Annotated in this window: 27 protein-coding genes; 13 read left to right on the forward strand and 14 right to left on the reverse strand. The window is 59.9% G+C overall.

Annotation, left to right across the window (positions count from 1 at the left end):
* Positions 1–7 precede the first annotated feature (7 nt).
* A complete protein-coding gene (locus LRL22_RS01705) occupies positions 8–850 on the forward strand; it encodes a LysR family transcriptional regulator (RefSeq protein ID WP_270904560.1) in 843 nt (280 codons plus the stop codon).
* Positions 851–924: 74 nt separating this feature from the next.
* On the opposite strand, the gene rsmS is transcribed toward LRL22_RS01705, so the two are convergent.
* The 3 genes from rsmS to LRL22_RS01720 all read right to left on the reverse strand — a co-directional run bounded on the left by rsmS (position 925) and on the right by LRL22_RS01720 (position 1,969).
* Positions 925–1,080, reverse strand: a complete 156-nt coding sequence (gene rsmS / locus LRL22_RS01710) for a pleiotropic regulatory protein RsmS (protein WP_270904561.1) — start codon at positions 1,078–1,080, stop codon at positions 925–927.
* A 95-nt stretch (positions 1,081–1,175) separates the two neighbouring features.
* Complete coding sequence (locus tag LRL22_RS01715; protein WP_270904562.1) at positions 1,176–1,646, reverse strand: acyl-CoA thioesterase; 471 nt, start codon at positions 1,644–1,646, stop codon at positions 1,176–1,178.
* 20 nt (positions 1,647–1,666) lie between these two features.
* Positions 1,667–1,969 carry a hypothetical protein gene (locus LRL22_RS01720; RefSeq protein ID WP_088869296.1) on the reverse strand — a complete coding sequence of 101 codons (303 nt, stop codon included), beginning with the start codon at positions 1,967–1,969 and terminating at the stop codon, positions 1,667–1,669.
* Between the two features lie 141 nt (positions 1,970–2,110).
* On the opposite strand from LRL22_RS01720, the gene LRL22_RS01725 reads away from it, so the two are divergent.
* Positions 2,111–2,749 (forward strand): tellurite resistance TerB family protein, encoded by a 639-nt coding sequence (locus LRL22_RS01725; RefSeq protein ID WP_139428430.1) that lies wholly within the window; start codon positions 2,111–2,113, stop codon positions 2,747–2,749.
* Positions 2,750–2,903: 154 nt separating this feature from the next.
* Complete coding sequence (locus LRL22_RS01730; RefSeq protein WP_101531498.1) at positions 2,904–3,362, forward strand: GNAT family N-acetyltransferase; 459 nt, start codon at positions 2,904–2,906, stop codon at positions 3,360–3,362.
* Between the two features lie 93 nt (positions 3,363–3,455).
* Here LRL22_RS01730 and LRL22_RS01735 read toward each other — a convergent pair whose 3' ends face one another.
* A complete protein-coding gene (locus LRL22_RS01735) occupies positions 3,456–4,871 on the reverse strand; it encodes an aminotransferase-like domain-containing protein (protein WP_270904563.1) in 1,416 nt (471 codons plus the stop codon).
* A 122-nt stretch (positions 4,872–4,993) separates the two neighbouring features.
* Here LRL22_RS01735 and LRL22_RS01740 point away from each other — a divergent pair, with 122 nt between their 5' ends.
* The 8 genes from LRL22_RS01740 to LRL22_RS01775 all read left to right on the forward strand — a co-directional run bounded on the left by LRL22_RS01740 (position 4,994) and on the right by LRL22_RS01775 (position 11,469).
* Positions 4,994–6,565: a cytochrome ubiquinol oxidase subunit I gene (locus LRL22_RS01740; RefSeq protein ID WP_224967905.1), complete on the forward strand. Its 1,572-nt coding sequence runs from the start codon at positions 4,994–4,996 to the stop codon at positions 6,563–6,565.
* On the forward strand, positions 6,565–7,704 hold the full coding sequence (gene cydB / locus LRL22_RS01745; RefSeq protein WP_270904564.1) for a cytochrome d ubiquinol oxidase subunit II: 1,140 nt from the start codon (positions 6,565–6,567) through the stop codon (positions 7,702–7,704). Before LRL22_RS01740 ends, cydB begins: the two co-directional genes overlap by 1 nt.
* Before the next feature lie 16 nt (positions 7,705–7,720).
* Positions 7,721–7,831, forward strand: a complete 111-nt coding sequence (gene cydX, locus LRL22_RS01750) for a cytochrome bd-I oxidase subunit CydX (RefSeq protein WP_005337572.1) — start codon at positions 7,721–7,723, stop codon at positions 7,829–7,831.
* A 119-nt stretch (positions 7,832–7,950) separates the two neighbouring features.
* Positions 7,951–8,910 (forward strand): MBL fold metallo-hydrolase, encoded by a 960-nt coding sequence (locus LRL22_RS01755; RefSeq protein ID WP_042081514.1) that lies wholly within the window; start codon positions 7,951–7,953, stop codon positions 8,908–8,910.
* Positions 8,903–9,232, forward strand: a complete 330-nt coding sequence (locus LRL22_RS01760; protein WP_213389076.1) for a hypothetical protein — start codon at positions 8,903–8,905, stop codon at positions 9,230–9,232. The genes LRL22_RS01755 and LRL22_RS01760 overlap by 8 nt, the downstream gene beginning before the upstream one ends.
* Positions 9,220–10,077, forward strand: coding sequence for a DUF692 domain-containing protein (locus tag LRL22_RS01765; protein WP_270904565.1), 858 nt, complete (start codon positions 9,220–9,222; stop codon positions 10,075–10,077). Before LRL22_RS01760 ends, LRL22_RS01765 begins: the two co-directional genes overlap by 13 nt.
* Positions 10,070–10,864, forward strand: a complete 795-nt coding sequence (locus LRL22_RS01770) for an HvfC family peptide modification chaperone (RefSeq protein WP_270904566.1) — start codon at positions 10,070–10,072, stop codon at positions 10,862–10,864. The genes LRL22_RS01765 and LRL22_RS01770 overlap by 8 nt, the downstream gene beginning before the upstream one ends.
* The gene (locus LRL22_RS01775; RefSeq protein ID WP_270904567.1) at positions 10,861–11,469 is read left to right on the forward strand and encodes an HvfX family Cu-binding RiPP maturation protein; all 609 of its coding nucleotides are present in this window, start codon (positions 10,861–10,863) and stop codon (positions 11,467–11,469) included. Before LRL22_RS01770 ends, LRL22_RS01775 begins: the two co-directional genes overlap by 4 nt.
* A gap of 113 nt (positions 11,470–11,582) precedes the next feature.
* Here LRL22_RS01775 and LRL22_RS01780 read toward each other — a convergent pair whose 3' ends face one another.
* The gene (locus LRL22_RS01780) at positions 11,583–12,254 is read right to left on the reverse strand and encodes an NAD(P)H-dependent oxidoreductase (protein ID WP_040067796.1); all 672 of its coding nucleotides are present in this window, start codon (positions 12,252–12,254) and stop codon (positions 11,583–11,585) included.
* A gap of 143 nt (positions 12,255–12,397) precedes the next feature.
* Positions 12,398–13,576 (reverse strand): MFS transporter, encoded by a 1,179-nt coding sequence (locus LRL22_RS01785; protein WP_064338240.1) that lies wholly within the window; start codon positions 13,574–13,576, stop codon positions 12,398–12,400.
* Between the two features lie 352 nt (positions 13,577–13,928).
* Between LRL22_RS01785 and LRL22_RS01790 the strand changes: the two genes are divergently transcribed.
* Complete coding sequence (locus tag LRL22_RS01790) at positions 13,929–14,939, forward strand: HAD family hydrolase (RefSeq protein WP_270904568.1); 1,011 nt, start codon at positions 13,929–13,931, stop codon at positions 14,937–14,939.
* A 161-nt stretch (positions 14,940–15,100) separates the two neighbouring features.
* Here LRL22_RS01790 and dkgB read toward each other — a convergent pair whose 3' ends face one another.
* The 4 genes from dkgB to LRL22_RS01810 all read right to left on the reverse strand — a co-directional run bounded on the left by dkgB (position 15,101) and on the right by LRL22_RS01810 (position 18,317).
* On the reverse strand, positions 15,101–15,904 hold the full coding sequence (gene dkgB, locus LRL22_RS01795; RefSeq protein ID WP_270904569.1) for a 2,5-didehydrogluconate reductase DkgB: 804 nt from the start codon (positions 15,902–15,904) through the stop codon (positions 15,101–15,103).
* 65 nt (positions 15,905–15,969) lie between these two features.
* Positions 15,970–16,266 (reverse strand): putative quinol monooxygenase, encoded by a 297-nt coding sequence (locus LRL22_RS01800; protein ID WP_270904570.1) that lies wholly within the window; start codon positions 16,264–16,266, stop codon positions 15,970–15,972.
* Between the two features lie 247 nt (positions 16,267–16,513).
* Positions 16,514–17,233, reverse strand: a complete 720-nt coding sequence (locus tag LRL22_RS01805) for a hypothetical protein (protein WP_236358317.1) — start codon at positions 17,231–17,233, stop codon at positions 16,514–16,516.
* A gap of 679 nt (positions 17,234–17,912) precedes the next feature.
* Positions 17,913–18,317, reverse strand: a complete 405-nt coding sequence (locus LRL22_RS01810) for a DUF6404 family protein (protein ID WP_270904637.1) — start codon at positions 18,315–18,317, stop codon at positions 17,913–17,915.
* Positions 18,318–18,508: 191 nt separating this feature from the next.
* Here LRL22_RS01810 and LRL22_RS01815 point away from each other — a divergent pair, with 191 nt between their 5' ends.
* Positions 18,509–19,411: a LysR substrate-binding domain-containing protein gene (locus tag LRL22_RS01815; protein WP_043825711.1), complete on the forward strand. Its 903-nt coding sequence runs from the start codon at positions 18,509–18,511 to the stop codon at positions 19,409–19,411.
* A gap of 171 nt (positions 19,412–19,582) precedes the next feature.
* Here LRL22_RS01815 and LRL22_RS01820 read toward each other — a convergent pair whose 3' ends face one another.
* The 4 genes from LRL22_RS01820 to LRL22_RS01835 all read right to left on the reverse strand — a co-directional run bounded on the left by LRL22_RS01820 (position 19,583) and on the right by LRL22_RS01835 (position 24,617).
* Entirely contained in the window at positions 19,583–19,816 is a 234-nt protein-coding gene (locus tag LRL22_RS01820; RefSeq protein WP_139442591.1) for a hypothetical protein, read from the reverse strand.
* Between the two features lie 193 nt (positions 19,817–20,009).
* Positions 20,010–21,986 (reverse strand): methyl-accepting chemotaxis protein, encoded by a 1,977-nt coding sequence (locus tag LRL22_RS01825; RefSeq protein ID WP_270904571.1) that lies wholly within the window; start codon positions 21,984–21,986, stop codon positions 20,010–20,012.
* Between the two features lie 225 nt (positions 21,987–22,211).
* Complete coding sequence (gene glpK, locus LRL22_RS01830; RefSeq protein WP_270904572.1) at positions 22,212–23,714, reverse strand: glycerol kinase GlpK; 1,503 nt, start codon at positions 23,712–23,714, stop codon at positions 22,212–22,214.
* 54 nt (positions 23,715–23,768) lie between these two features.
* The gene (locus tag LRL22_RS01835) at positions 23,769–24,617 is read right to left on the reverse strand and encodes an MIP/aquaporin family protein (protein WP_042056320.1); all 849 of its coding nucleotides are present in this window, start codon (positions 24,615–24,617) and stop codon (positions 23,769–23,771) included.
* Positions 24,618–24,963: the final 346 nt, after the last annotated feature.

Genomic DNA, 24,963 nt, shown 5'->3' on the forward strand with positions numbered 1-24,963 from the left:
GTGCCCCATGCTGGATCCCCTGTTGCTGCGCAGTTTTGTCGCCATTATCGACACCGGCAGTTTTACCCGCGCCGGTGAACGGGTTCATCTGACCCAATCCACCATCAGCCAGCAGATCCGCCGCCTTGAGCAGCAGCTCGGCTGCCCGCTGCTCGATCGCGCTGGCCGAAGGGTGGTGGCGACGGCGGAGGGGGAAAAATTGCTGGGGCTGGCCCGCCGCATTCTGGCGCTGCTGGCGCAGGCCGAAGAACAAGTGACGGAAGGGAGCGTGGCGCTCAGCCTCGGGCTGCCGGAGGATTTTGCCGCAGGCGCCATCACCCCTGTGCTGGCCGCCTTTGCCCGCGACTACCCCGAGGTGCGGCTGGAGGTGCAAAGTGGCCTGAGCCACGAGATCTGGCAGCGCTTCGAGGCGGGGGAGCTGGATCTGGCGCTGGTCAAGCAGACGCGCGGGCAGGGGGCACCCCTTGCCAGTTGGCGCGAGCCGCTGGTGTGGGTCGACAGTCGCGACTGGCCGGCACGGGAACGGGATCCGCTGCCTTTGGTGGTGTTCCCGAGCGAAGGGCTCTATCGGCGGCAGATGACCGAGGCGCTCGATGGCCTCGGTCGTCGTTGGCGTATCGCCTATGTCAGCGCCAGCCTCGCCAGCTTGCAGGGGGCGGTGAGTGCGGGCATTGGCGTGAGCTTGCTGCCCAAACGGCTGATGCCCGCCGCTCAGCTGGCCCTGACTCAGTGGCCCAAGGTGGCGCCGGTGGAGCTGGCGCTCCATGCCGGGGTAAGCGGGGGCGAGCCGCTCACCCGCTTGAGCGCGGCCCTGATCGCCCTCTGTGACGAGGTGATGGGGCCGCAGTGAGTGGCTATGTGGGGAAAAACTTCTGTGGGGAAAAACTGACGTCGGCAAGATAAGGCGGAAAAAGTGCGGGGGGATCAGTGATCCTTCTCCTCCGCCAGCTTGCGCTCGTAGTCATTTTTGACGATGGTCAGTGCCGCCAGCACCAGCTCGGGGGGCAGCTGGTTGGTTTCCAGCAGTTCAATCAGATCCACCGCGAGTTTCACCTCGGGCGGGGCAGTTTCCAGTGACATGGGCAGGGTTCCGGTTGCGGGAAGAGGGGGGATTATACAGGGGCGCCGCCGCAGGCCGAAAGCGCCCGCTGTATCGGGAAGGGGAATCACCAAGGTCAGAGGTGCTGGCGCATCTCCTTGTCGATCTCCTCGCGCAGGGCGATCAGCTTTTTGGCGTACAGCTGCAACTGCAGATCGCTCTCGCTCACCGGCTGCCACTGGGGCACTGGGGTCGGCTTGCCGTGCTCATCCATCGCCACGAAGATGATGATGCAGTGGGTGGTTTTGTGGCGCTCGGTCTCGGTGGGATGGCGGCTGTAGACATCCACCGCCAGATGCATGCTGGTGGTGCCGGTGTGGATCACTTGGGCGTGCACCTCTACCAGTTGGCCAATCTGGATGGGGCGCAAAAAGCGGATCCCCCCTACATAGACGGTCACCGCATAGCCGCCACACCAGCCAGCGGCGCAGGCATAGCCCGCCTGATCGATCCACTTCATCACCATGCCGCCATGCACCTTGCCGCCGAAATTGACGTCGGAGGGTTCGGCCAGAAATTGCAGGGTCAGTTCGCGGGGGGGGGTCATGCTCTCTCCTTAGTTCGGGGTCATTGACGGTAGCTCTTGCGGTAGGCGTCAGCCTGTTGGCAGGGGGGCAGGTTGTTGAGGTCGGGCCGCTTGTTGCCCTCGCGCTGGCCGAAGCTGGCGAACTCCTGCTGGCACTTGTCGGCCTTGCCGCCCTCCTTGATGCAGGCGTCGATCCGCTGTTGCTTGCCCTGCTCGACCAGTTGCTGCTGAGCTTGCTGGCAGGCGGCATCCAGCTTGGCCTGCTGGGCTGAGCGATCCAGCTCGCTGGCGGCACTGGCAGTGCCGCACAACAGCAGAACCACGAAAGGGGTTATGATGCGCATCCTGATGCTCCTTGTTGACCTGTTTCAGGTATACCGCGAATGGCGGCAGGATGCACAGGGGACGGCGCAATAATGGGGCCCATTCACTCTTGGTTCATGACGCCAGCGCCAGCATGGGGCGAACAATAGCGAGGTGTCACGATGAAACAGATGCTGGAACAGTTGCTGGGGGCTGGCAAAGGCTGGCTCAACGAAGGCGGAGAGAAGCGCAAGGGGCAGATGCAGGGGGCGCTGGCCGGTGGCGCGCTCGGTCTGCTGCTGGGCAATAAAAAAGTGCGCAAATATGGCGGCAAGGCCGCTGCCGTGGGCGGCGCGGCGGCCCTTGGCGGGCTGGCCTACAAGCTCTATCAGGATTGGCAGGCCCAGCAGGCGGCACCGGCCCAGCCCACCCATCCCATCAGTGGGCTGGAAGGCAATGCGCTGGATGCCCGTGCGGCGCTTTTGGTGCGCGCCATGGTGGCTGCGGCACGGGCCGATGGCCATATCGACGGCGCCGAGCGCCAGAAAATTCAGGAGTACCTGACCGAACAGGGTCAGAGCGATGTCGCCCGCTGGATTGACGCCGAGCTGGCCCGTCCCCTCGATCCCCACGCGCTGGCGCGGGAAGTGACCGATATGGAGCTGGCCACCGAGGTCTATCTCGCCTCCCTGCTCGCCATCGAAGTGGATCATTTTATGGAGCGAGGCTATCTCGACGAGCTGGCACGGGCCCTCAAACTCGATGACAACCTCAAAGGGAGCATCGAGCGGCAGGTGGCCCAGCTTAACGCCCCCGCCTGATACCCCTCATCGCCATGGATTGCCGATAACGCCCCGCTCAAGGGGCGTTGTTGTTTCTGCTGCCCGCCAAAAGATACGGATGAGCCTATTTGGATTGTGGGGCACAGCCCCTAAGATGGCGCAGGACCATCACCCTTTTTGCAAGGAGCAACCGTTGGAGATACGCAAGGCAAGCGAACTGGATATCGACGCGATTGTCGAGCTGAACCGGCAGATAGGAGAGATCCACCATCAGCACTATCCCGAAGTGTTCAGCCCCCCTTCGCCAGAGGAGCGGGCATTTCTGCTCGGCGCCATCGGTGCAGAAGGGCGTCTGTTCTGCGTTGCCGAGCAGGATGGCAGGGTGGTGGGCTTTTTGACGGCGCGGATCGACATCAATGAGAGCGTGCCTTTTCTCACCCGTGCGCCGATTTGCCGCATCGGCTCGGTGGTGGTGGATGAGCAGCACCGTTCCCGCGGGATTGGCAAGGCGCTGATCGCCCATTGCGATGAGTGGGCCAAGGCCCGTGATGCTCAGCAAATCCGGCTGGAGGTGATGGCCTTCAACGAGCGTGCCCAAGCGCTCTACGAGGCGCTGGGCTTCAAGGTGCAGTCGCAGATCATGGCCAGATAACCAGTTTCTGATGGCGAGCCAAGGCGCGTCACTCCCCAACTACACAGGCCCGTTACGGGCCTTTGTTCGTTTCGTCAGCGGCTCTTTGCCACGTTACTTTTCACCGAGTTGTGCGGCAATCAGTGCGGCCAGCCGGGTGAGGGCCTGCTCCAGCTGTTCGCTCCAGGGATGGGAGCTGTTGAGGCGCAGGCAGTGGTTGTGTTGTCCCTGACTGGAAAAGAGGGCGCCGGGAGCCACTGAAAAACCGCTGCCCAGAGCCTTGGCGTGCAGGGCGCGGCTGTCGAAATGAGCAGGCAGCGCCAGCCAGAGGAAGTAGCCACCATCGGGGGAGGAGATCCGCACCTCGTCCGGCAACAGCCGTTGCAGGGCCGCCCGCATCTGCTGCTGGCGCTGGGCCAGGGTGTGGCGCAGGCGGCGAAAGTGGGCATCGACTCCGCCCTGGCGCAGCATCTCGGCCAGCGCCAGCTGGCTCGGCACATTGGTGGAGAGGGTGGACATCAGTTGCAGCCGCTGCACCCGCTCGGCATGGGGCCCCGCCACCACCCAGCCGACCCGAAAGCCCGGCGCCAGGCACTTGGAAAAGGAGCTGCAGAGCAGGCTGTCGCCACGCTGATCCCAGTGGCGGATCGGCTTGGGGCGCTCGCGGCCAAAGTAGACCTCCGCATAGACGTCATCCTCCACCAGCGGCACCCCATGGCTGTTGAGCAGCGCCATCAGCCGCGCTTTGTGACTATCAGGCATGGTGTGGCCGAGCGGGTGCTGCACATTGCCCATCAGCCAGCACGCCTTGATCGGCATCTGGCTGAGGGCGTCGGCCAGCAGGTCGAGATCGATGCCCACCCCCGGAATGACCGGGATCTCCACCGCCTTGAGTTTCAGCCGCTCGATGGCCTGCAGGGCGCCATAGAAGGTGGGGGACTCCACCACCACCCAGTCACCGGGCTCGGTCAGCACCTGCAGGCTGAGGGAGAGCGCCTCCATGGCGCCGGTGGTGATGATGATCTCCTGCGGATTGACCGCCACCCCATCGCTGGCGTAGCGCTGGGCGATGGCACGACGCAGCGCTTCGTTGCCGGGGGGAAGGTCGGCCACCGTGCTAAAGGGATCGAGCTTGCGCATGCAGCTGGCCAGCGCCCGCCCGAGCTGGGGATGTGGGAACAGGGTCGGATCGGCCACCGACATGCCAAGGGGGACCAGATCCCGCGATTTGCTCGCCTGCAACACCTCGAACACCAGATCGTTGATATCCACCGAGCCGCTGTAGTGGGTCTGGCTCGGGGTGTGCTGCACGAGCTGTGGTGAGGCGGCTTTGACGTAGTAGCCGGACTGGGGGCGGGCGAGGATCCGCCCCTGACTTTCGAGCAGTTGATAGGCCTGCAACACCGTCATGGGGCTGAGCCCGTGGGTCTTGCAGCTCTGGCGAATGGAGGGGATGCGCTCCCCCGGTTGCCAGATGCCGTCATCGATCTCGCGGCTCAGGCGTTCGGCCAGTTGTTGGTAAAGAGGCATGATCTGGATCAACTGTTATAGGTGTAATTCAATATAACTGCATCTGTTATAGGTGTCATGCTCCGTGATGTACTTGTCACGCACGAAACGTGCAAGGCAAATACAACAAAAGAGAGTGACGCATGATCAATCCGGATGACGTGGTCAGCCTGTCTCGCCTGCAATTTGGCGCCACGGCCCTGTTCCACTTCCTGTTTGTGCCCCTCACGCTGGGGCTGTCCTGGATCCTGGTGATCGCCGAGTCGGCTTATGTGATGACCGGCAAGGTGATCTATCAGGACATCACCCGCTTCTGGGGCAAACTGTTTGGCATCAACTTCGTCATGGGGGTCACCACGGGGATCACCATGGAGTTTCAGTTCGGCACCAACTGGGCTTACTACTCCCACTATGTGGGGGACATCTTCGGTACTCCGCTGGCCATCGAGGGGCTGATGGCCTTCTTCCTCGAATCGACCCTGGTGGGGCTCTTCTTCTTCGGTTGGGACAAGCTCTCTCGCGGCAAGCACCTGCTGGTGACCATGCTGGTGGCGCTCGGCTCCAACCTCTCGGCGCTCTGGATCCTGATCGGCAACGGCTGGATGCAAAACCCGGTGGGGGCCGAGTTCAACCTGCTGACCCAGCGGATGGAGCTGGTAGATATCGCCGCCGTGCTGTTCAACCCGGTGGCGCAGGTGAAGTTCGTTCACACCGTTGCGGCAGGCTATGTGGCCGCCTCCATGTTTGTGATGGGGGTGAGCAGTTGGTATCTGCTGCGCAAAACCGAGGTGCAGTTTGCCCTGCGCTCCTTCGCCATTGCCTCTGGCTTCGGGCTGGCGGCCATTCTCTCGGTCATTGTGCTCGGGGATGAGTCTGGCTATCGCACCGGCGAGGTGCAGAAGGTCAAACTCGCCGCCATCGAGGCGGAGTGGGAGACCGAGCCAGCGCCAGCTTCCTTTACCCTGTTCGGCTTCCCGGATCAGACTGCCGAGACCACCCACGCCGCCATCAAGATCCCGTATCTGATGGGGATCATCGCTACCCGCTCCATCGACGAGGCGGTGACCGGCCTCAAGGATATCAAGGTGCAGAACGAGGCGCGCATTCGCAGCGGCATGGTAGCGGCAGAGGCCCTCGACCAGATCCGGCGGGGCGATGACACCCCGGCCAACCGCGCTCGCTTCGAGCAGCATGGCAAGGATCTCGGCTACGGCATGCTGCTAACCCCCTATGCCAGCAATATCGCCAAGGCCGGTGAGGCGGAGATCGCCAAAGCGGTCGATGACTCCATCCCGCCGGTGGCGCCGCTCTTCTGGGGCTTTCGGGTGATGGTGGGGCTCGGTGTCACCATGCTGGGGCTGATGGTGGTGAGCTTTGTTCAGCTCTGCCGCAACCGGCTGCAAGACTCGCCACTGCTGCTCAAGACCCTGCTCTGGAGCATTCCGCTGCCCTGGATTGCCATCGAGGCGGGCTGGCTGGTGGCCGAACTCGGCCGTCAACCTTGGACCATCAGCGACGTGCTGCCGGTCTCGGCCTCGGTCTCTTTGCTTCAGCCGGGCCAACTCTGGTTCAGTCTCATCGCCATCTGTTCCATCTACACCCTGTTGCTGGTGGTGGAGCTGTTCCTGTTGCGCCATGTGATCCGCAAGGGGCCCGCCATTCTCCATACCGGCCGCTACAGCGGTGAACAACCCGAACTTGCGAGGATCGCCTGATGGATTACGCAACCCTGAAACTCATCTGGTGGGCGCTGGTGCTCTTCATGATGGTCGGTTTTATCGTGATGGATGGCTTCGATCTCGGCATCGCCATGCTGCTGCCGGTGGTGTCGAAAGATGATGACGACCGCCGTCTGGTGATCAACAGCGTGGGGCCGGTGTGGGAGGGCAATCAGGTGTGGCTGATTGCCGGTGCCGGCGCCCTGTTTGCCGCCTGGCCGCTGGTCTATGCCGCCGCCTTCTCGGGGCTCTACATCCCCATGGTGGTGCTGCTGCTCGGGCTATTTTTGCGTCCGGTCGGTTTTGACTATCGCAGCAAGCTGGCCGATCCGGTATGGCGCCGCTGGTGGGATCGGGCGCTCGTGGCCGGGGGCCTGATACCGGCGCTCATCCTCGGTGCGGCTATCGGTCTGGTGATGGAGGGGGTGCCGTTTCGCTTCGACACGGCGCTGCGTCTGCACTATGGCGCCTTCGACTTCCACTGGGGCTGGCTGCTCTCGGTGCTGGCCACTGCCATCAGCCTGTTGCTGCTGCACGGCGCCGGTTTTCTGCAAGCCAAGGTGACCGGCACCCCAGCGCTGCGCGCACGGGGGATCGCCATCCTGCTGGCCCCGCTGGTGAGCCTCTGCTACCTGCTGGCCGGCTGGCATCTGGTGGATCTGCAAGGGTTTCAGCTGACCGGTGTCGGCACACAACCCTTTGACCCGAATGCTGCCATCAGCCCGCTGATGAAGGGGGTGATCCCCCACGCCGGAGGCTGGCTGCGCAACTACTTTGACTATCCGCTGCTGTGGCTGGTGCCGATCATCGGGACGCTGGCGCCGCTGGTGAGCGGGATTGCCTCCTGGCTGGAGCGGGGCCGAATTGCGCTGCTGGCCAGCGCCATCGCCTGCGCCGCCATGCTCTGCTCGGTAGCCATCGCCCTGTTCCCCTTCGTGCTGCCCTCATCCCTCGATGCGGTCAGCAGCCTGACCCTGTGGGACAGCACCTCCAGTTACAAGACCCTGGCCATCATGTTCGGCCTCGTGCTGGTGCTGATGCCGGTCAACCTGGGCTACACCGGCTGGGTCTATCGGGTGGTGCGCGGCAAGCTCGACCGTGCCCGCATCAAGCGCGACAGCCATCAACTTTACTGACCTCAAGGGATCTGCTATGTGGTACTTCACCTGGATTTTGGGCCTCGGATTCGCCCTGCTGCTGGGCCTGTGCAACCTGCTCTGGCTGGAAGCGCGCTGGCAGGCGGACGAACGGGACGGTAACTGACGGCGGGGTTCGCGCCCCGCCACGGCCGGTGGTTGGCGTTCACACGTCGCCATCGGCCCCTCTCTCCCCCTCTTTAAACGACACACTTTCAACCGACAACCAACCGACAGGTAATTGTGATGAAACAGAGATTGAAAGCGGTGGCGCTGGCCATCGGCTGCGCGCTCACCGTCGCCCCGGCCTGTGCCGAACCGGTACAACTGACGCCACTGGATAAAACCTTCACCCTGCAGGTGCTCGGCAGTGGTGGCCCCATCTCCGACGATCTGCGCGCCTCCTCCAGCGAGGTGATCTGGTGGAAGGGGAAATCCCGCATCCTGATCGATGCCGGTGGCGGCGTCTACCTGCGCTTCGGCCAGGCGGGGGCCAAGCTCGAAGAGGTCGATTTTATCGGCATCACCCACTTTCACACCGACCATGTGACCGACCTGCCCGCCCTGCTCAAGGGGGCCTACTTCTTCGAGCGCAGCGATCCGCTGGATCTGGCGGGGCCAGAGGCCGGCTCGGCTTTCCCCAGCATGAGCGGCTACTTCGATGCCCTCTTCAACAAGGACAAGGGCGCTTATGCCTACCTGAGCGGTTTCAAGGATGGCACCGATGGCCTCTTCCCCATCACTCTCCATGATGTGCCCTACCAGAGCCCGCAGCCCCACACCGTCTATCAGCAGGATGGGCTGACCATCACCGCCCTCGGCATCCCTCACGGTGACGTGCCCTGTCTGGCCTATCGTATCGAGAGCGCCGAGGGAACCATCGTTATCTCGGCGGATCAGAACGGCAGCAACCCGGCCTTTGTGCCGTTTGCCAAGGGGGCCGACATTCTGGTGATGCCGCTCGCCATCCACGAAGGGGCCGACCCGGTCTCCGCCTCGCTTCACGCCAAGCCATCTGTGGTGGCCAAGATTGCCGCCGAGGTGAACCCCAAGCTGTTGGTGCTCAACCACTGGATGGGGGTTGGCCTCAATCACAAGAAAGAGGCGATGGCCATCGTCAAACAGCAGTTCCACGGCCAGATCGTGGCCGCCCGCGATCTCTCCAGCTATCCCGTTTCATCCGTCAAGGAGTCCGCCCATGAGTAACTCAAGCAGCAACAAAACCACCGGCAAACTGACCCTCTCCATCGCCATGACCAGCCTGATTGCCCTGACTCCGGGGCTGGCGCTGGCGGCCACCCCGAGCGATGCCCCAGTCAAGGCCGCCCCCAGCGAACAGCACGGTGGCAAGTGTGCGGCGGGCAAGTGCGGCACCGAGAAGCGCTTCGAGAAGCAAGCCCTCGACAGTGATCCGCAGGGTCGACTGGTGCGCGCCCGCGATGGCAAGTGTGGCGTGGCGGGCGAGGGGATTGATGGCGACAAATCCAGCAAGGGCAGCAAGATGACGGAGGGGGTATGCGGCCAATAAGCTCCCGCAGTCGGGGGATCGGGCTGCGGCAGGAGCATCTGGATGCGCTCTGCTCCGGCCCCGTCCGCCCCAGCATCGACTTTCTCGAGCTGGCGCCGGAGAACTGGATGGCCATCGGCGGCGCCAAGCGGGCGCAGCTGCATCAGCTGGCCGAGCGTTACCCGCTGGTGGCCCACGGCCTCAGCCTCTCCCTCGGCGATTGTCAGCCCCTCAACCGCACCCTGCTCAGCCAGATCCGCACCTTTCTGGATGAGTTCGGTATCGGGATCTACAGCGAGCACCTGAGCTTTTCCCGCGACCAACAGGGTTATCTCTACGAACTGCTGCCGGTGCCGCGTCAGTGGGAGAACATCCCCTATCTGGCAGAGCGGATCGCGCAGGTGCAGGAGGCGCTGGCCCGCCCGCTGGTGCTGGAAAATATCTCCTACTACCACGGCTATGACCATGAGATGCCGGAGGAGGATTTTCTCGCCGAGCTGGTGGCACGCAGCGGTTGCGAGCTGCTGCTCGATATCAACAACGTCTTTGTGAACAGCCGCAACCACGGTTACTGCCCCAAACGGATGATCGCCGGGCTGCCGGGCAGTGCGATCCGTTACTTCCATATCGCCGGTCATCTGGAAGAGGCGGATGGCACCTTGCTGGATACCCATGGTCGTCCGGTCTGCGAGGAGGTGGTAGCGCTGGCCCGTTATACGGTTCAGACCCACGGCCTGCGCCCCCTGCTGCTGGAGCGGGATCACCATCTGCCACCGCTGGCAGAGCTGGAGGCCGAGCTGGCACGGGTGCACGGCGCCTGTTGCGAGGCGATCGACCGTCAGGTGCGGGAGGTGCGCTATGGATAGACGGTTATCTCTTATCAGCACGTCCAAAACGGCGCCGCAGCGGATGCAGCAGCAGACCGCCTGGCTGGCGAGCCGGGTGCGGCTGCCGCAGGATGGCATCGCCAGCCACTATGCCCGCAGCGTGCGAGCCAATGTGGAGTCGGTGCTGGAGAGCGCCTTTGCGCTCACCCACGCTCACTGGGCGCCGGTGGACAGAGGGCAGCTGGTGGAGGGGTTTGTCATCGCGCACGGCGCCGAGGCCCCCGAGTTTCACCATATCGCCACCGAGTTTGTCCGCTATGTGCAGCATCGCCACCGCGAAGGCACCCTCAACTGGCCCAGGCAGCGGCTGGCGCTGCTGGAGTATGAGTGGGCCTGCCTCTGTGTCGAGATTGATGAAGGGGTGGTGCCGCAAGTTATATCGGGGGTTGAGGTGACGGCGGAGAGTCCACTTCTGCTCAATCCCACCCTGCAACTGCTTGAACTCCCCTTTGCCATCCGTCGCAGCGGCGTGGTGCCGACCCGGCAGGGCAGCCACTTCTATGGCCTGTTTCGCAGCCCGGATCATCAGGTGGTGACCCAGCGGCTGCGCGAATGGGATGTGGCGCTGATCCAGTTGCTGCAACAGCAGCCTGGGATCACTCAAGCCGCGTTCCAGCAACAGGTGCAACAGGTTCGCCGTGATTTTGATCTGACAGGGTGGGCACGCCATTTTCACCGGCTGGGTCTGTTGACCTTGTCCGTTGGCGAGCGCCAGTCCGGCACCCCCTTGCCCCCATTTAGCAAACACCAAGGAGAATTCTCATGAACAACACCCTGATCCAGTGGTACGAGCGGGCGGTAGCCCAGTGCAAGCGGCTCGATTTTCTGGCCCTGCTGGCCATTCGCCTCTATCTCATTCCGGTCATCTATGTGGGGGCCCACTCCAAGGTGATGGGCTTTGCCGGCACCGTTGCCTGGTTTGGTGCGCCAGTCTCGGAAGGGGGGCTCAACCTGCCGTTCCCGACCCTGCTCGCCTTTCTGGCGGCAGGTACCGAGGTGCTGGGCTGCATCTGCATCGCCCTTGGCCTCTTTACCCGCATCATGGCCATTCCCACCATCTTCCTGATGAGCGTGGCGAGCGCCATGGTGCACTGGAAGCACGGCTGGGATGCCATCACTACCGGCAGTATGGAGGCCACCTTGCGCCTCAATGGTTTTATCGAGTGGCTGGCCGCCAACTTCCCCGGTCGCTACAACTACATCACCGAGCTCGGGGATCCCGTGATGCTCAACAACGGGATGGAGTTTGCCGCTACCTACTTCGTGATGCTGCTGGTGCTGCTGGTTTACGGCGGGGGCCGCTACGTCAGCCTCGACTACTGGCTCAAGCGGGCGGTGACAGGCAAAGCTGGCGTGCAACAGGCGGCATAAGACCCGCTAACGGATAACAAAAACCATAACGACAGAGCGTGAAAAACAGCGAGCGGCCGGGTGCCGCTCGCTGTTTTTGTGCTGTGTGGGGGGAGTGTCAGCTGCGTCAGCTGTTACTGGTAGCGGCCGACAGCGATGGGGGACTCCTGCTCAATTTGGCCAAGGCGCTCGGCCCACTGGGCGAGCCAGTCTTCCCGCTCTTCTTGCGAGACCCGCACCGGGGCATAACAGATATGGGGGGGCAGCACATCGAAGCCGACAAATTGCAGGATCCCGCGCTGGATGGGGCGCAGCACCCCGTCGATATCGCCGTTGAAGCCGTCGGGCAGATAGGTCTCGGCAGGGCCACCGGTGGTGAGGCTCAGCAGCGCCCGCTTGCCGCGAAACTTGCCGCTCTCGTAGATATGGCCCTGACCGTAGACCCGCCCCATGGCAAAGACCCGATCCACCCACCCCTTGAGGATGGCGGGCAGGCCAAACCACCAGAGCGGGAACTGGAAGATCAGCAGATCGGCCGCCTCCAGCTTTTGCATCTCCTGCTCCAGCTGCGGGGCGAAGCTGCCCTGCTCGGTGGCAGCCAGCTCTTCGAGTTGTAGCTTGAGAAAATCGGGATCGCTGGCGGCAGTGAAGTTGCGCCGATCCGAGACGGGATCAAAGCCCATGGCATAGAGATCGCTGGTCATCACTGTGTGACCCGCCTGCTCCAGTGCCCTGATGGCGTGGCAGAAGAGGGCACCGTTGAAACTTTTGGGTTCGGGATGGGCATAGACAATAAGCACCTTCATAACAGACTCCGTGGCAAAGGATGCGAGGGTGACAGGCTTGGTTGCTGAAACAGTTGAGGGGTTGAGGCTGTGTCACAGCATAGAAGCCTGCCGCACCGATTGCAGCAGGCGCCACGCCCTTGCGTGACGCCTGCTGGCGCAGCTTATGCCTGACAAGCGGCGAGCCGGAGGGCTTCGCGGCGCTCGCTGACATGGGTCAACCCGTAGGCCAGCAGCACGATAAGGGCGCCGATCCAGGGTGTGTGCATCAGGCCGAGGTGTTCCACCACAAAACCACCGACCACAGATCCCAGTGCAATGCCGACGTTGAAGGCGGCAATATTGAGGCCCGATGCCACATCCACCGCCTTGGGAGTGTGCAGCTCGGCCTGCTTCACCACCAGTACCTGCAGACCCGGCACGTTGCCGAAGGCAAAGGCGCCCCACACCAGCACGGTGAGCACGGCCAGCACTGGATGGGGGGCGGTGAAGGTGAGGGCCAGCAGCACCAGCGCCAGACCGGCAAACAGCAGCTTGAGCGCCGGCAGGGGACCCATCTTGTCGGCCAACTTGCCACCCCAGATATTGCCGACGGCAACCGATACCCCGTAGACCAGCAGGATCAGGCTCACCGCACCAGCGCTAAAGCCGCTCACCTGTTGCAGGATGGGGGCGAGGAAGGTAAATGCCGTGAAGGCGCCGCCATAACCGAGGGCGGTCTTGGCGTAGACCAGCAGCAGCGGTTTTTTGGTCAGTACCGAGAGCTGTTCGCGGATGGTGGAGGCTGCCCCCTTGGGCAGGTTATTCGGGATCAGTAGCAGGCTACCCACCATGGCGACGAGGCCGAGCAGGCTCACCACCAGAAAGGTTTCACGCCAGCCAAAGACCTGACCAATCCAGGTGCCGAGCGGTACGCCGGTTACCAGCGCCACGGTAAGGCCGCTGAACATGATGGCGATGGCGCTCGCCGCCTTCTCTTTGGCCACAAGACCCGTGGCGATGGTGCTGCCCACCGAGAAGAAGACCCCGTGCGCCAATCCGGTCAGGATGCGGGCCACGATCAGGCTCTCGTAACCTGGGGCCTGCCAAGCCAGCAGGTTGCCGGCGGTAAAGAGTGCCATCAGTCCCACCAGCAACCACTTGCGCGGCACCTTGCCGGTGAGCGCCGTGAGCACGGGGGCACCGATGGCTACGCCAAGGGCATAGAGGCTGACCAACAGGCCCGCCGAGGGGAGCGAGACATTGAGCTGCTCGGCGATGGTGGGAATAAGCCCCACTATCACAAATTCGGTAGTGCCGATCGCAAAAGCACTCAGGGTAAGGGCAAATAACGCCAGTGGCATAACAACTCCTTGGTTAGGGACTCCCGACGGGAGAATGGCGCCAGTATGCCGATGGGTTTTGTTGGCAAAAATGATGATGACATCAAATTACTTTTGCCAAATCAGCAGCAATGGCGATGGGGGGGGAGGGGATTGTGGTGCCCGCGGCGTGAGCGCAACGCAGTGATCTGCCTCGCAGAACGGGATGAACGCTGCTCCTTTTCTGAGCTTGCTTAAGCTCCAGTACAAGCTGGCAGCCATAGGATTTTTCCTGTGAAACCCGTGTGTGTTGAACCCATGTGCGCCGGTGTTGTGATGGCCGTGCGCTTTCATCTACAGGCAATAGACAGGCAATATCCAGCTGACAGGTAACATGATGACATTGAATCGACTCTCCTCTCTTTTGCTGCTGTGCGGCGCCTTTGCGGTACAGGCTGGCCAGAGCGATCCCCTCTCTGCCTGGAATGACACGGCGGCCAAGCAGGCGATCACCCGCTGGGTAACCAATGCCACCGATCAGCAGCAGCCCACTTATATTCCGCCAGAGAAGCGCCATGTGGTGTTTGACAATGACGGCACCCTCTGGCCGGAAGTGCCCATGACCTATCAGCTGCAGTTTGCGATGGACGAGATCAAGCGCCTGGCGCCGGAACACCCGGAGTGGAAGGCCGACCCCATCGTCGCGGCAGTGCTGAACAACGACCTCAAGGCCGTGGCCAAATCGGGGGAGAAGGGGCTCGCCAAGCTGGTGGGACTGACCCACAGCGGCATGACTACCACCGAGTTTGCCGAGCGGGTCACTCGCTGGGTCAACAGCAGCAAGGATCCCCGTTTTGGCTGCCACTACGATCAGCTCGGCTATCTGCCGATGAAGCAGCTGTTGGGGTATCTGCGGGATAATGGCTTCCAGACCTGGATTGTCTCCGGCGGCGGCGTCGATTTTATGCGGGTGATGTCCGAGCAGATGTATGGCATCCCGCCCCAGCAGGTGATTGGCTCCTTTACCCTCGGCGAGTTTGCCCTGACCGGGGAGGGCAGCGAGATCCGCAAGACCATGAACGGCGCCTATTTCGATGACAGCAAGGCGAAACCGGCCGCCATCCACCTCTTTATGGGGCAGCGTCCGGTCGGCGCCTTTGGTAACAGCGATGGCGACGTGCCCATGCTGCAATACACTTCGACCAACCCGGATTACCACACTTTCGGCCTGCTGGTGCACCACACCGATGCCAAGCGCGAATACGTCTACGACAGCCATCCTCCTGCCAGTGGCAAACTGATCGACGGGCTGGCGCAGGCAAAAGCACGAGGTTGGGTGGTGGTCGATATGAAATCAGACTGGAAGCAAGTGTTCGATCCCGCCCTTTGCCAGAACGCGCCCTGATTGCGGGGCTGTATCTGGCATCAATGTGGCGACTGGACGTTCAGCAAGCGCTGCAAAGCGTGAGGCAAGAAAAGAGACAGGGAGAGCATGATGCTCTCCCTGTTTTATCTGGCTTGCTGGCGAGCCAGCCTTTCTTTCGCGTTAGTCTCACTCCTTTCGCGTCAGTCCCATGCAGGGGCAAAGTCGGGATTGGCGCAGCGCTCGCCCCGATCCAACGTGGCGATGGCGGCTATCTCCTCGCTGCTCAAGGTAATATCGAGAGCGGCCAGATTGGCGGTCTGATTCTCCCGCTTGGTGGAGCTCGGGATCACCGCCATATTCTGAGCCAGCAGCCAGGCCAGCGACACTTGGGCCGCCGAGACGCAGTGGCGCTGGCCAATCTCCATCAGCAGCGGCTCGCTCAGCACCTTGCCATAGGCGAGCGGCATATAGGCGGTGACGGCGATACCGTGGGCCTTGCAGAACTCGACCACCTTGCGGTTTTGCAGCAGTGGATGAACCTCGATCTGCTGGTGGGCGATGGCCCCAGGCCCCAAAATCTCGATAGCCTGTTTGAGCTGGGCCACGGTGAAGTTGGAGACCCCGATCTCCCGGGTCAGGCCCCGGGCCTTGGCCTCGGCCAACTGCTCCAGATAGACCGCCATCGGCACTTCATCTTTGGGGGAGGGCCAGTGGATCAGCGTCAGATCCAGATAGTCGGTGCCCAGTTTTTCGCGGCTCACCTCAAGGCTCGGGATCACCTTGCCCGGCCCGAATTCGCAGGTCCACACCTTGGTGGTCAGGTAGATCTCGTGACGGGCAACAGTACTGCGGGTCAGCACGGCGCCGACCTCGGCTTCATTGTCATAGATCTGGGCGGTATCAATATGGCGATAGCCCAGCTCCAGACCGTTGGTCAGGGTGGCAAGCAGCGGCTCGCCCTTCAGGCGGAAAGTGCCCAGACCCATGGGTGGCATATTGATCATCTCGTTCCTCAATGGGGTGGTGGTTGGCCCTTGATGGGCTGAACAGAAACAGGCTCTAGGGCCAATCAGGCGCCCAGTGGCTGATAGCGGCGAATGGTGCTGCTGGCAAACCAGGGCTCGGCCTTGGCGACAAATTTGGTAAAGTGGGGTTGGCCCTGATGGGTGGTGAGGGCCGCTTCGCTCTCCCACACCTCGTAGAGCATCCAGCTGTTTGGATTGTCCAGATCCTGATGCAGCTGATAGCGCTGGCAGCCCGCCTCTTGCAAGGTGGCCGCAATCAGTGGCTCAAGGGCGGCGCGAAACTGGGCGGCGAATTCGGGTTTGGCTTCAAGCTGGGCAATCACAATCACGGGTGATGACATCTGAACCTCCTTGGCAAAAACGAAGGGTCAGTATGCCTGCCGTGACTTGCTGGAAACAGGGCGCTGGTTGCAAAACAGTATTGAGGGGAGAGCAGCAATGGGGATAACTATGCAGATTATTCCAGCACTGTTCACGCTTGAGCTTATATTAATTATTATGAAGTGGTGTTATACAGGTTAACACCACTTCAATTCAATTCAATTCAATTCAATTCAATTCAATTCAATTCAATTCAATTCAATTCAATTAAACTAATGGAACGCCATCAAATTTCACACCTTTCCTGACTCCATTTAAGCCAGAGAGTTTTATGCGTAGTGAGGTTAACTTCTGGGAGTTTTCATTAGTCAGTTTAAATGCAATCATTACGGTTGTTTTTACACCTTTTGGCAAAGCGAAGGTTTTATATGTTGATACATTTGATGAGCCTATAACTAATGAGTCAAGCTCCATCTCATTGCTTACGTCATCAAAGGCGCGAGTATCACCAGAAAAAGAAACATCCCGATCTGCATTATTATTTAGAAGATCTAATTTGCACGCAATTTTTCCCATTACCTTCTGACATCCACGCAGTTGGATCGAGATGTTCTCGATGGTTTCTATACGTTTTCCAAGAATAGTTGCACTGTCATTGTAGGCGTAAACAGCTTCTTGCTCCGAACTTCCAAATAATGGGTCTTGGTATTTTGTTCCCACCCAGAAAAAGCTAAATGCCGTCACTGAATATAGAATTACAATCGATAGGTGACGAATGACGGAAGGGAGTTTTTGAAGGAAAAAATACACAGCGACCCAAGATATGGCAACTAAGGAAGAGGTAAATAAAAGGACGTTTTTCCAGTTGATTGCTTCCATTCCCAAAACTGATGGGTCTGGTACAACGTATGTAAATACTGCCCAGCCGGCCCCAAGAAGTGAGGTTAAGAAACCAAAAGACCATCCAAGTATACTTTTATTTTCCATGCAACCCCCGATCAAAATAAATAAAAGGTAAGTAAATTATAATCATGCCCCCACTTCATTTCTTAATAAAAACCATTATTTAAATTAGGGTGAAGATGCATGATTTACTGAAAATCCAATAAGTTTTGATTAATTAAATTAATTTTTTTCAAAGAGCAAAAAATTATGGTTTTTCCAAAAAACCATGGATGTGAATTTTATTCCATTTGAGGCCTTCCTTGCAATGGTCAGATCAAGAAATTAAGTTAGCAGATGCTTATTTGTCCCTCCTCATTTACTAACAGAAGGACGCTCTGAGTGATGAGAGTTCTTCATATCTTGCTGTAGGCACTCAACTGTTTGTTCATCTAGTGAATTGTTCGGTTATCTGTGGCAGTGAACGTTGTCCAAGCTATGACCAATCACTACAAGGCTGCCGTGATGGCCGGATGAAGCTTTTTTGCGATCACCATGCCAAGGAAAATGGAGGCAAATAGAGGGAGAGGATCCCAGCTTCGTCGATAGCTGCGCCAGTTGCCATTGTGGTGGCGGAAAAGCCTGTAGGCGAGAACCAAGAGGCCAATGGCGGTTTGGATGAGGCAGTTAATTGAAAAGCTGATAAAAAATTTAACGAAATCTGGCAAGGTGAGAGTCCGAGTCTGTGAAAGTGTGCTCTTCAGAACCTGTATTGCACCCAGTTTCAATCGGCAGCAGGAGCTTTGACCTTCTTCTCTGTGCCTTCACTGATGTGCTGGTGATCCAACTGCTCCCATGGGGTCAATCCAAGCTGCCGGCGCTTGAGCCAGAGTCCAATTAAGGTGAAAAGACCAAATACGCCAGCGAACATGGCTGTGTTGAACAGGGCTGATAAAAGATCCCTTCCCTCTGGATGCCAGACGAATGTCCACATAATCAGACCCCATAACGGCGCAATATAGAGGCCGGAACAGAGGAAATTGGTAAGCCAGCCCGCGTAATAAGGCGGCTTGACGGGGACGCCGAGTTTACGCAGCAATTTGAACAGCCACGGATTGTAGTGAAATTCCTTGAGGCCACTATCAGCCAGTAGTTGATGGGCAATAGCCAGCCGTTCTTCAAACTCCATTAATGTATCTCCTTGATGATCTGGCTTCATACGATTCCTCCTGATGGCATTCTACTGATTAAACAGGATGAGCGATAGTGATTCTCTCTGGTTATTTCTCTTCGAAAAACAAGATCGTCTCTCTGAGCACGCTTGCTAATCCACAGCGGCTGCGCCTATAAAGGCCCATTACTCTTGTCCGGATAACAGCAATGAAGACCCATTCTGATGAACTGACCCTGTTTGTGGCGGTGGTGGAGGCGGGCAGTTTTCGCCAGGCGGCAGAGAACCTCGGTATGGATAACTCGGTGGTGAGCCGTGGCATCAAGCGGTTGGAGGAGAAGCTCTCCACCGTTTTGCTCAATCGCACCACCCGCCGGGTCAGTCTGACCGAGGAGGGGAGCTGGTTCTATCAGCGGGCGGTGAAGATCCTGACCGAGATGAGCGAGGCGGAGGGGCATCTGCTGATGCGCCGGGAACAACCCGAAGGGGTATTGAGAGTCGATGCCGCTACCCCCTTTATCCTGCACCGGCTGGTGCCGCTCATCGGCGAGTTTCGCCGTCGCTACCCTGCCATCGAGCTACAGCTGCACAGCTCGGAGGGCTTTATCAATCTGATGGAGCGGCGGGTGGACATGGCCATCCGCATCGGCGAGCTGACCGACTCCTCCCTACGCGCGCTGCCGCTGGGCCGTTCGCGGTTGCGGCTGCTGGCCTCTCCCGCTTATTTGAGCGAGCGCGGCACCCCGCGCCAACCGGCGGATCTGCTGAGCGGTCACGAGTTGCTTGGCTTTTTGCATCCCGATCACCTCAACCACTGGCCGCTGCTCAGTGCCGAGCAGGGGGATCGCTTTGCCATTACCCCCAGCCTGCGTGCCAGCAGCGGCGAAACTTTGCGTCAGCTCGCGCTGGCTGGGCAGGGGATCGTCTGTCTGTCGGATTTCATGACCGGGCCGGATCGGGAGAGCGGCGCGCTGGTGGAGGTGCTGGCCCGCAGCAACAGTGGCGCCTCGCGCCCCATCAACGCGGTCTTCTACTCCGATGCCCAGCGGGATATCCGGCTGCGGGTTTGGCTCGATTTTCTCAAAGAGCAGCTGGGCAGCCATACCCTGTAGTTCAGGTTGGTTTGTTCGGTTTGTTTGAATGGTTCGTCGCTGCGGTTTGCTTGGCGAAGAACAAGCCGCGCCTTCGTTGCGGCCCATCAGCATTAGCCAGCCGGCAGATAAACAGACGGCCGACTTGAGGGTCGGCCGCCGGTTCGGGAAGGTGTGTGAGCTGAAGCGGAGTTACTGGGGCAGTTTGCCCCATACCCGGCTGAGCAGGGCGCCGCCGATCACCGGCGGAATGGCCAGCAGCAGGGTCCACTGCCAGGAGAGGCCGCCGACGGTGGCGGCCAGTACGATGCAGGTGAGCACCACCAGCTGGGCCACCATCATCAGGAAGGTGCCTTCGCGGGGGGTCAGTGTCTCTTTTTGAGTGGCGACGTGAGCTACGGGCGCTTGAGTGGTAGTCGGTTTCATGGCGATATCCCTCTGTTGAGTCTGGTATCACTAAGCAATGGCCGTTCCACATTTTTTAATGTTAATTATCAATGTCTTGCGAGTTTTGTCGTCATTCCCGTTTCGAGAGCGCAGGCAAAATGATTTGCAAAATGAAAACGCCACCCTGTGGTGGCGTCTTGGTTATTGAGAGGGAGAGGGGGACGCGCCGGGTCTAGCCAATCCGGTATTGGCGGATCTGCTCGTCGATGGCCTTGGCCAGTTCGAACAGTTCGCGGCTGGCGGCATTGCTCTCCTGCGCGTGTTCCCGCTGGTGTTCGGCCACCATGGCCAGCTCGTCCAGCGCCGTTCTGGCTTGCCCCATCTGTTGATTCTGCGCCTGCGCCAGCGCGCTGATCTCGTTGATCTCGAGGGCGGTCTGGTTGATCTGGCTGGTGGCATCAACCAGCACCTTTCTGGCCTGATTCATCCGGTTGTATCCCTCTTCGCTCAGGTTGCGGGAGTCTGCCATCGAGCTGCTGGCCTGCCGGGTTCCCTCCTGCAGGCGCAAGATAAGATCCTGCACATCCTTGGTGGCGGTCTGGGTACGCACCGCCAGTTGGCGTACCTCGTCGGCCACCACCGCAAAGCCCCGTCCCATATCCCCCGCCCGGGCCGCTTCGATAGCCGCATTGAGGGCGAGCAGGTTGGTCTGGTTCGAGACATCGCGGATGAGGTTCATGATCTGGGTGATGTTGTTGCTGTCTTTCACCACTTCATCGAGCAGGGCCGAGGAGCTGCCGATGCTGCTGCGCAAGCTGTCGAGTTGCGCGGCGCTCTGGGTCACATCCTGCTCGATGCTGAGCATATGGTTGGCGATGCGTTGGGTCACGTCGTTGACCCCCTCAGATCGGCTGGCGATCTGCTCGGCGTTGTCGCCGATGGTGGTGACCACAGTGGTCAGCTCCTGAATGCTCTGGGCCTGCTGGCACGCTTCTCCTGCCAGTGCCTGGGCCTGCTGCATGGATTGGGACGACTGCGCGGAAAGGGCGCTGCCTGACTGCTGGAAGCGGGAGAAGCTCTGGTTCAGGCTCTGGATCAGCTGATTGAAACTCTGGGCCATCATGCCCAGCTCCGACTCGTCAGAGAAGTCGAGGCGGGTCGCCAGATCCCGATCGGCGGTGATGTGGTGCATGCCATCGGCTGCCTGACGAATCGGGCGACTGATGGAGTGAGCCAGCCAGGCGGAGGCCAGCATGGCGATCCCGCCGATGGCGAGCGAGACCATGATGATGAGCTGGCGGGATTCCTGCAGTCCCTCTTCCAGCTCGGCGCTGTTGATCTCGCCAATCAGCAGCCGGTTGAGGGTGGGGATGTAACGCACCGCGATGAGGTAGGTTTGCCCCTCCAGTGTTAGCGCCTCTACGGCCACCTGTTCCCGAGCATTGGGAATAAGCCGTTTGACGGTATCGAGGAAGGATTGCTGGTGGTGGGCGGCCCCCTCCACCTCCTGCTCGGGGTGGATCTCGATATTGCCCTCCATGTCCGCCAGATAGACCTGACCACTCTTGCCGATCCGGTAGCCGCTGATGAGTTTGCTCAGGGCGCTCATGTCGATGGAGGTGCCTGCCACCGCCAGGGTTTTGCCCTCGTGGGTGACGGCGGTGTTGATATAGAGGGAGGCGCGCTTGTCAAAATCGGAGATGTCGAGGTTCAGCTCATAGGGTTTGCTGCGTATGAGAAAGCCGAAAAACCACCCATCTTTCGGGTCTGATTCGCTCAGCGATTTCTGGGCGGTGGGGCCACCGCTGAAGTTGATCAAGGTGCTGCTCTGGCGGGGGGCGATAAAGACGTTGCCGCCGATCCGCCGTTGCAGATCCTGAAAGTAGCGTTCCATGGCGGGCCACTCTTGCTCTGGCATGCCAGCGGTCAGCCAGTCGATGACAAAACGGTTGCTGGCCAGCGCCTGCGCTTCGGTCAGGTGCTGGATAAGCTGGGCGGTCAGCTGGTTGGCAATGCGATCCACGCTGCTTGGCAGCTCGTAGCGTTCGACCCGCTGCTGGGCCTGACTGTGGGATATCTGCTCGAGGATCAAGGTGATGCAGCTGATGGCAATGGCCATCAGTATCGCCACGCCAGCGAGGATCCGGGTGCGGATCCCGAGCCCTGACCAGAGTGAGTGCAGTGTAAAACGGTGTATCGCCCTCTCCATATCGCTCTCCTCATAAATAAGGTCGCATATGCGACCCAGATGATGATTATAGATAGAGAACTCAATTGCGTTGTGACGGATGGTAATAACAGAGGGCGGCAGAAAAAGGGAGGGAGCAGTTAGCGGGGAAGGGGGCAGAAAGCGGCAAGGGAAAGCATAAAAAGAGAGGCCGACATTGCGGTCGGCCTCTTTGTTGTTTATCTCAACGGAATGTCGGGTGCCCGATCAATCCTCTTCAGCCCAGCGGCGTGAACGCTCGACCGCTTTCTTCCAACCGCTGTAGCGTTTGGCACGGTCGTCGCGGTCCATCTGCGGGATGAACTCACGATCCACGCTGAACTTGTCTTCCAGCTCGTCCGAGCTTTTCCAGAAGCCGACGGCCAGACCTGCCAGGAAGGCGGCACCCATGGCGGTGGTCTCGATACGGGTCGGGCGCACCACCGGGGTGTGCATCATGTCGGACTGGAACTGCATCAGGAAGTCGTTGGCCACAGCGCCACCATCTACTTTCAGGGCTGCCAGCTTGATGCCGGAGTCCTGCTGCATCGCATCCAGCACATCGCGGCTTTGATAGGCGATGGATTCCAGCGCGGCACGGATGATGTGGTTGCGGTTGGCACCGCGGGTCAGGCCGACCATAGTGCCGCGAGCATACGGATCCCAGTAGGGGGCACCCAGACCGACGAAGGCCGGTACCAGATAGACGCCGTTGGTATCGCCAACCTTGGAAGCGAAGTAGTCGGTGTCGCGGGCATCGTGAATGATCTTGAGCTCGTCACGCAGCCACTGGATGGTAGCGCCGCCCATAAATACAGCACCCTCGAGGGCATAATTCACTTCCCCTTTCGGGCCGATGGCGACCGTGGTCAGCAGGCCATTACTGGAGCGAACCGGCTCGCTACCTGTGTTCATCAGCATGAAGCAGCCGGTGCCGTAGGTGTTCTTGGCCATCCCTTTTTCGAAGCAGAGTTGGCCGAACAGGGCTGACTGCTGGTCACCGGCGATACCGGCGATGGGGATGCGGGAGCCACCGCCACGGGTGGTGTAGCCATACACCTCGGAAGAGGGTTTCACTTCCGGCAGCATGGACATGGGGATGCCCAGCTCGTCCAGCATGCGCTGATCCCACTTCAGGTCGCGGATGTTGTAGAGCATGGTACGGGAGGCGTTGGTCGGGTCGGTGACGTGCACTTCACCGTTGGTCATCTTCCAGACCAGCCAGGTGTCGATGGTGCCGAACAGCAGCTCGCCGTTCATTGCCTTCTCACGGGCACCTTCGACGTTGTCGAGGATCCACTTCACCTTGGTACCGGAGAAGTAGGCGTCCAGCACCAGACCGGTGTTTTCACGGACGTACTCTTCCAGACCGCGTGCTTTCAGCTCTTCACAGATGGCTGCGGTGCGGCGGCACTGCCAGACGATGGCGTTGTAGATGGGTTTGCCAGTGGCCTTTTCCCACACGACTGTGGTTTCACGCTGGTTGGTGATACCGATGGCGGCGATCTCTTCGCTGCGCAGGCCAGTCTTGGCCAGCACTTCGGTGAAGACGGAGGATTGGGTTGCCCAGATCTCCATCGGGTCGTGCTCTACCCAGCCCGCTTTCGGGTAGTGCTGGGTGAATTCGCGCTGGGAGGTACCAACGATATTGGCATCCTGATCAAAGACGATGGCGCGGGAAGAGGTAGTACCCTGGTCCAGAGCGACGACATATTTCTTTTCAGCAGACATGATGTTCTCCACGTTTCTATTTTCCACGTTTTTACACGTTGGGGAGGGGCGCTCTTAGGCGGCGGCCTCTTCTTTGGCGGTTTGGGCTGCTTGCTCGGTGGCGGCAACACGGTTGCCCGGGACGCAGGGAGCCAGCACTTTGACATACAGAGCGGTACCAATCTGGGCGCCAACGATGGGGCCAAGGATCGGAACCCAGAAGTAGGGGTTGTCACGACCACCGGTCAGGGCAACATCACCCCAGCCAGCAAAGAACGCGAACAGTTTCGGACCAAAGTCACGGGCCGGGTTCATGGCAAAACCGGTTAACGGGCCAAGGGAGGCACCGATCACCGCGATCAGGATACCGATCAGCAGAGCGGCTGCGAAACCTTTGGGAGCGCCGTTGTTGTTGTCACCCAGCGCCATGATGCCCAGCATCAGGACGGCGGTGATCACCAGCTCGACGGCAAAAGCTTGCATATTGGTCAGCAGGGCATTGGGGTAGGTGGAGAAGATCCCGGCGGTGCCGAGGCTCTCGACGCTACCGCGCACTACGTTATGGGTCACTTCCCACTGGGTGAAAAGGTTACCATAAAGGAAATAGACAAGGGCCGCGAAGCAGAAGGCACCGGCCATCTGGGCGATGATGTAGGGCACCACCTTGCGCTTGTCGAAACCGCAGAAGGTCATCAGCGCCAGGGTTACAGCCGGGTTCAAGTGGGCACCTGAAATGCCGCCGGTCACATAGATGGCAATGGCCACACCCAGACCCCAGGTAATGGAAATTTCCCACTGCCCGAAGTTGGCGCCTGCCAGCACCAGTGCCGCCACACATCCGACGCCGAAAAATATCAGCAGGCCGGTTCCGATAAACTCGGCGATGCACTCGCCAAGCAGGGTATTGGGTCTTTGTATGCTCATACTTTTGTTCCTTATATCCACCCGTAGAGGTTTGATGTTCCGTTTTATCTTTTTGTGTCTATCCGTTGTCGCCGAAAACGTTTCCTTGTTGTTTTTGCGTCTTGCGCAAACGTTATGCTCGTTTGCGCTCGTTATCGGTCGTGACAGAAAATAACCCTTCCCAATAATTTCACCATCCCCCCTCCATAGGAAATGTGGACAAGATCCCACTCATTGCTAAGAAAATGTGACGTAAAGCATCTTGATAACCGCCAGTTACCACTTATGGGGTAGCTTGCAGCCCTTGCCACACAAGGGCTGGCGCTTGCTGAGTGATTTCTCATTTGGAGCTTTTATTTGTAATAAA

It is taken from the genome of Aeromonas sp. PI_26 (genome assembly GCF_027854445.1).
Lineage (GTDB): Bacteria > Pseudomonadota > Gammaproteobacteria > Enterobacterales > Aeromonadaceae > Aeromonas > Aeromonas veronii.

Excerpts from the sequence above, each read along its gene's own strand:
- LRL22_RS01705 (WP_270904560.1), top strand. The coding sequence starts at position 8 with ATGCTGGATCCCCTGTTGCTGCGCAGTTTTGTCGCCATTATCGACACC.
- rsmS (WP_270904561.1), bottom strand. The coding sequence starts at position 1,080 with ATGTCACTGGAAACTGCCCCGCCCGAGGTGAAACTCGCGGTGGATCTG.
- LRL22_RS01715 (WP_270904562.1), bottom strand. The coding sequence starts at position 1,646 with ATGACCCCCCCCCGCGAACTGACCCTGCAATTTCTGGCCGAACCCTCC.
- LRL22_RS01720 (WP_088869296.1), bottom strand. The coding sequence starts at position 1,969 with ATGCGCATCATAACCCCTTTCGTGGTTCTGCTGTTGTGCGGCACTGCC.
- LRL22_RS01725 (WP_139428430.1), top strand. The coding sequence starts at position 2,111 with ATGAAACAGATGCTGGAACAGTTGCTGGGGGCTGGCAAAGGCTGGCTC.
- LRL22_RS01735 (WP_270904563.1), bottom strand. The coding sequence starts at position 4,871 with ATGCCTCTTTACCAACAACTGGCCGAACGCCTGAGCCGCGAGATCGAT.
- LRL22_RS01740 (WP_224967905.1), top strand. The coding sequence starts at position 4,994 with ATGATCAATCCGGATGACGTGGTCAGCCTGTCTCGCCTGCAATTTGGC.
- cydB (WP_270904564.1), top strand. The coding sequence starts at position 6,565 with ATGGATTACGCAACCCTGAAACTCATCTGGTGGGCGCTGGTGCTCTTC.
- cydX (WP_005337572.1), top strand. The coding sequence starts at position 7,721 with ATGTGGTACTTCACCTGGATTTTGGGCCTCGGATTCGCCCTGCTGCTG.
- LRL22_RS01755 (WP_042081514.1), top strand. The coding sequence starts at position 7,951 with ATGAAACAGAGATTGAAAGCGGTGGCGCTGGCCATCGGCTGCGCGCTC.
- LRL22_RS01760 (WP_213389076.1), top strand. The coding sequence starts at position 8,903 with ATGAGTAACTCAAGCAGCAACAAAACCACCGGCAAACTGACCCTCTCC.
- LRL22_RS01765 (WP_270904565.1), top strand. The coding sequence starts at position 9,220 with ATGCGGCCAATAAGCTCCCGCAGTCGGGGGATCGGGCTGCGGCAGGAG.
- LRL22_RS01770 (WP_270904566.1), top strand. The coding sequence starts at position 10,070 with ATGGATAGACGGTTATCTCTTATCAGCACGTCCAAAACGGCGCCGCAG.
- LRL22_RS01775 (WP_270904567.1), top strand. The coding sequence starts at position 10,861 with ATGAACAACACCCTGATCCAGTGGTACGAGCGGGCGGTAGCCCAGTGC.
- LRL22_RS01780 (WP_040067796.1), bottom strand. The coding sequence starts at position 12,254 with ATGAAGGTGCTTATTGTCTATGCCCATCCCGAACCCAAAAGTTTCAAC.
- LRL22_RS01785 (WP_064338240.1), bottom strand. The coding sequence starts at position 13,576 with ATGCCACTGGCGTTATTTGCCCTTACCCTGAGTGCTTTTGCGATCGGC.
- LRL22_RS01790 (WP_270904568.1), top strand. The coding sequence starts at position 13,929 with ATGATGACATTGAATCGACTCTCCTCTCTTTTGCTGCTGTGCGGCGCC.
- dkgB (WP_270904569.1), bottom strand. The coding sequence starts at position 15,904 with ATGATCAATATGCCACCCATGGGTCTGGGCACTTTCCGCCTGAAGGGC.
- LRL22_RS01800 (WP_270904570.1), bottom strand. The coding sequence starts at position 16,266 with ATGTCATCACCCGTGATTGTGATTGCCCAGCTTGAAGCCAAACCCGAA.
- LRL22_RS01805 (WP_236358317.1), bottom strand. The coding sequence starts at position 17,233 with ATGGAAAATAAAAGTATACTTGGATGGTCTTTTGGTTTCTTAACCTCA.
- LRL22_RS01810 (WP_270904637.1), bottom strand. The coding sequence starts at position 18,317 with ATGGAGTTTGAAGAACGGCTGGCTATTGCCCATCAACTACTGGCTGAT.
- LRL22_RS01815 (WP_043825711.1), top strand. The coding sequence starts at position 18,509 with ATGAAGACCCATTCTGATGAACTGACCCTGTTTGTGGCGGTGGTGGAG.
- LRL22_RS01820 (WP_139442591.1), bottom strand. The coding sequence starts at position 19,816 with ATGAAACCGACTACCACTCAAGCGCCCGTAGCTCACGTCGCCACTCAA.
- LRL22_RS01825 (WP_270904571.1), bottom strand. The coding sequence starts at position 21,986 with ATGGAGAGGGCGATACACCGTTTTACACTGCACTCACTCTGGTCAGGG.
- glpK (WP_270904572.1), bottom strand. The coding sequence starts at position 23,714 with ATGTCTGCTGAAAAGAAATATGTCGTCGCTCTGGACCAGGGTACTACC.
- LRL22_RS01835 (WP_042056320.1), bottom strand. The coding sequence starts at position 24,617 with ATGAGCATACAAAGACCCAATACCCTGCTTGGCGAGTGCATCGCCGAG.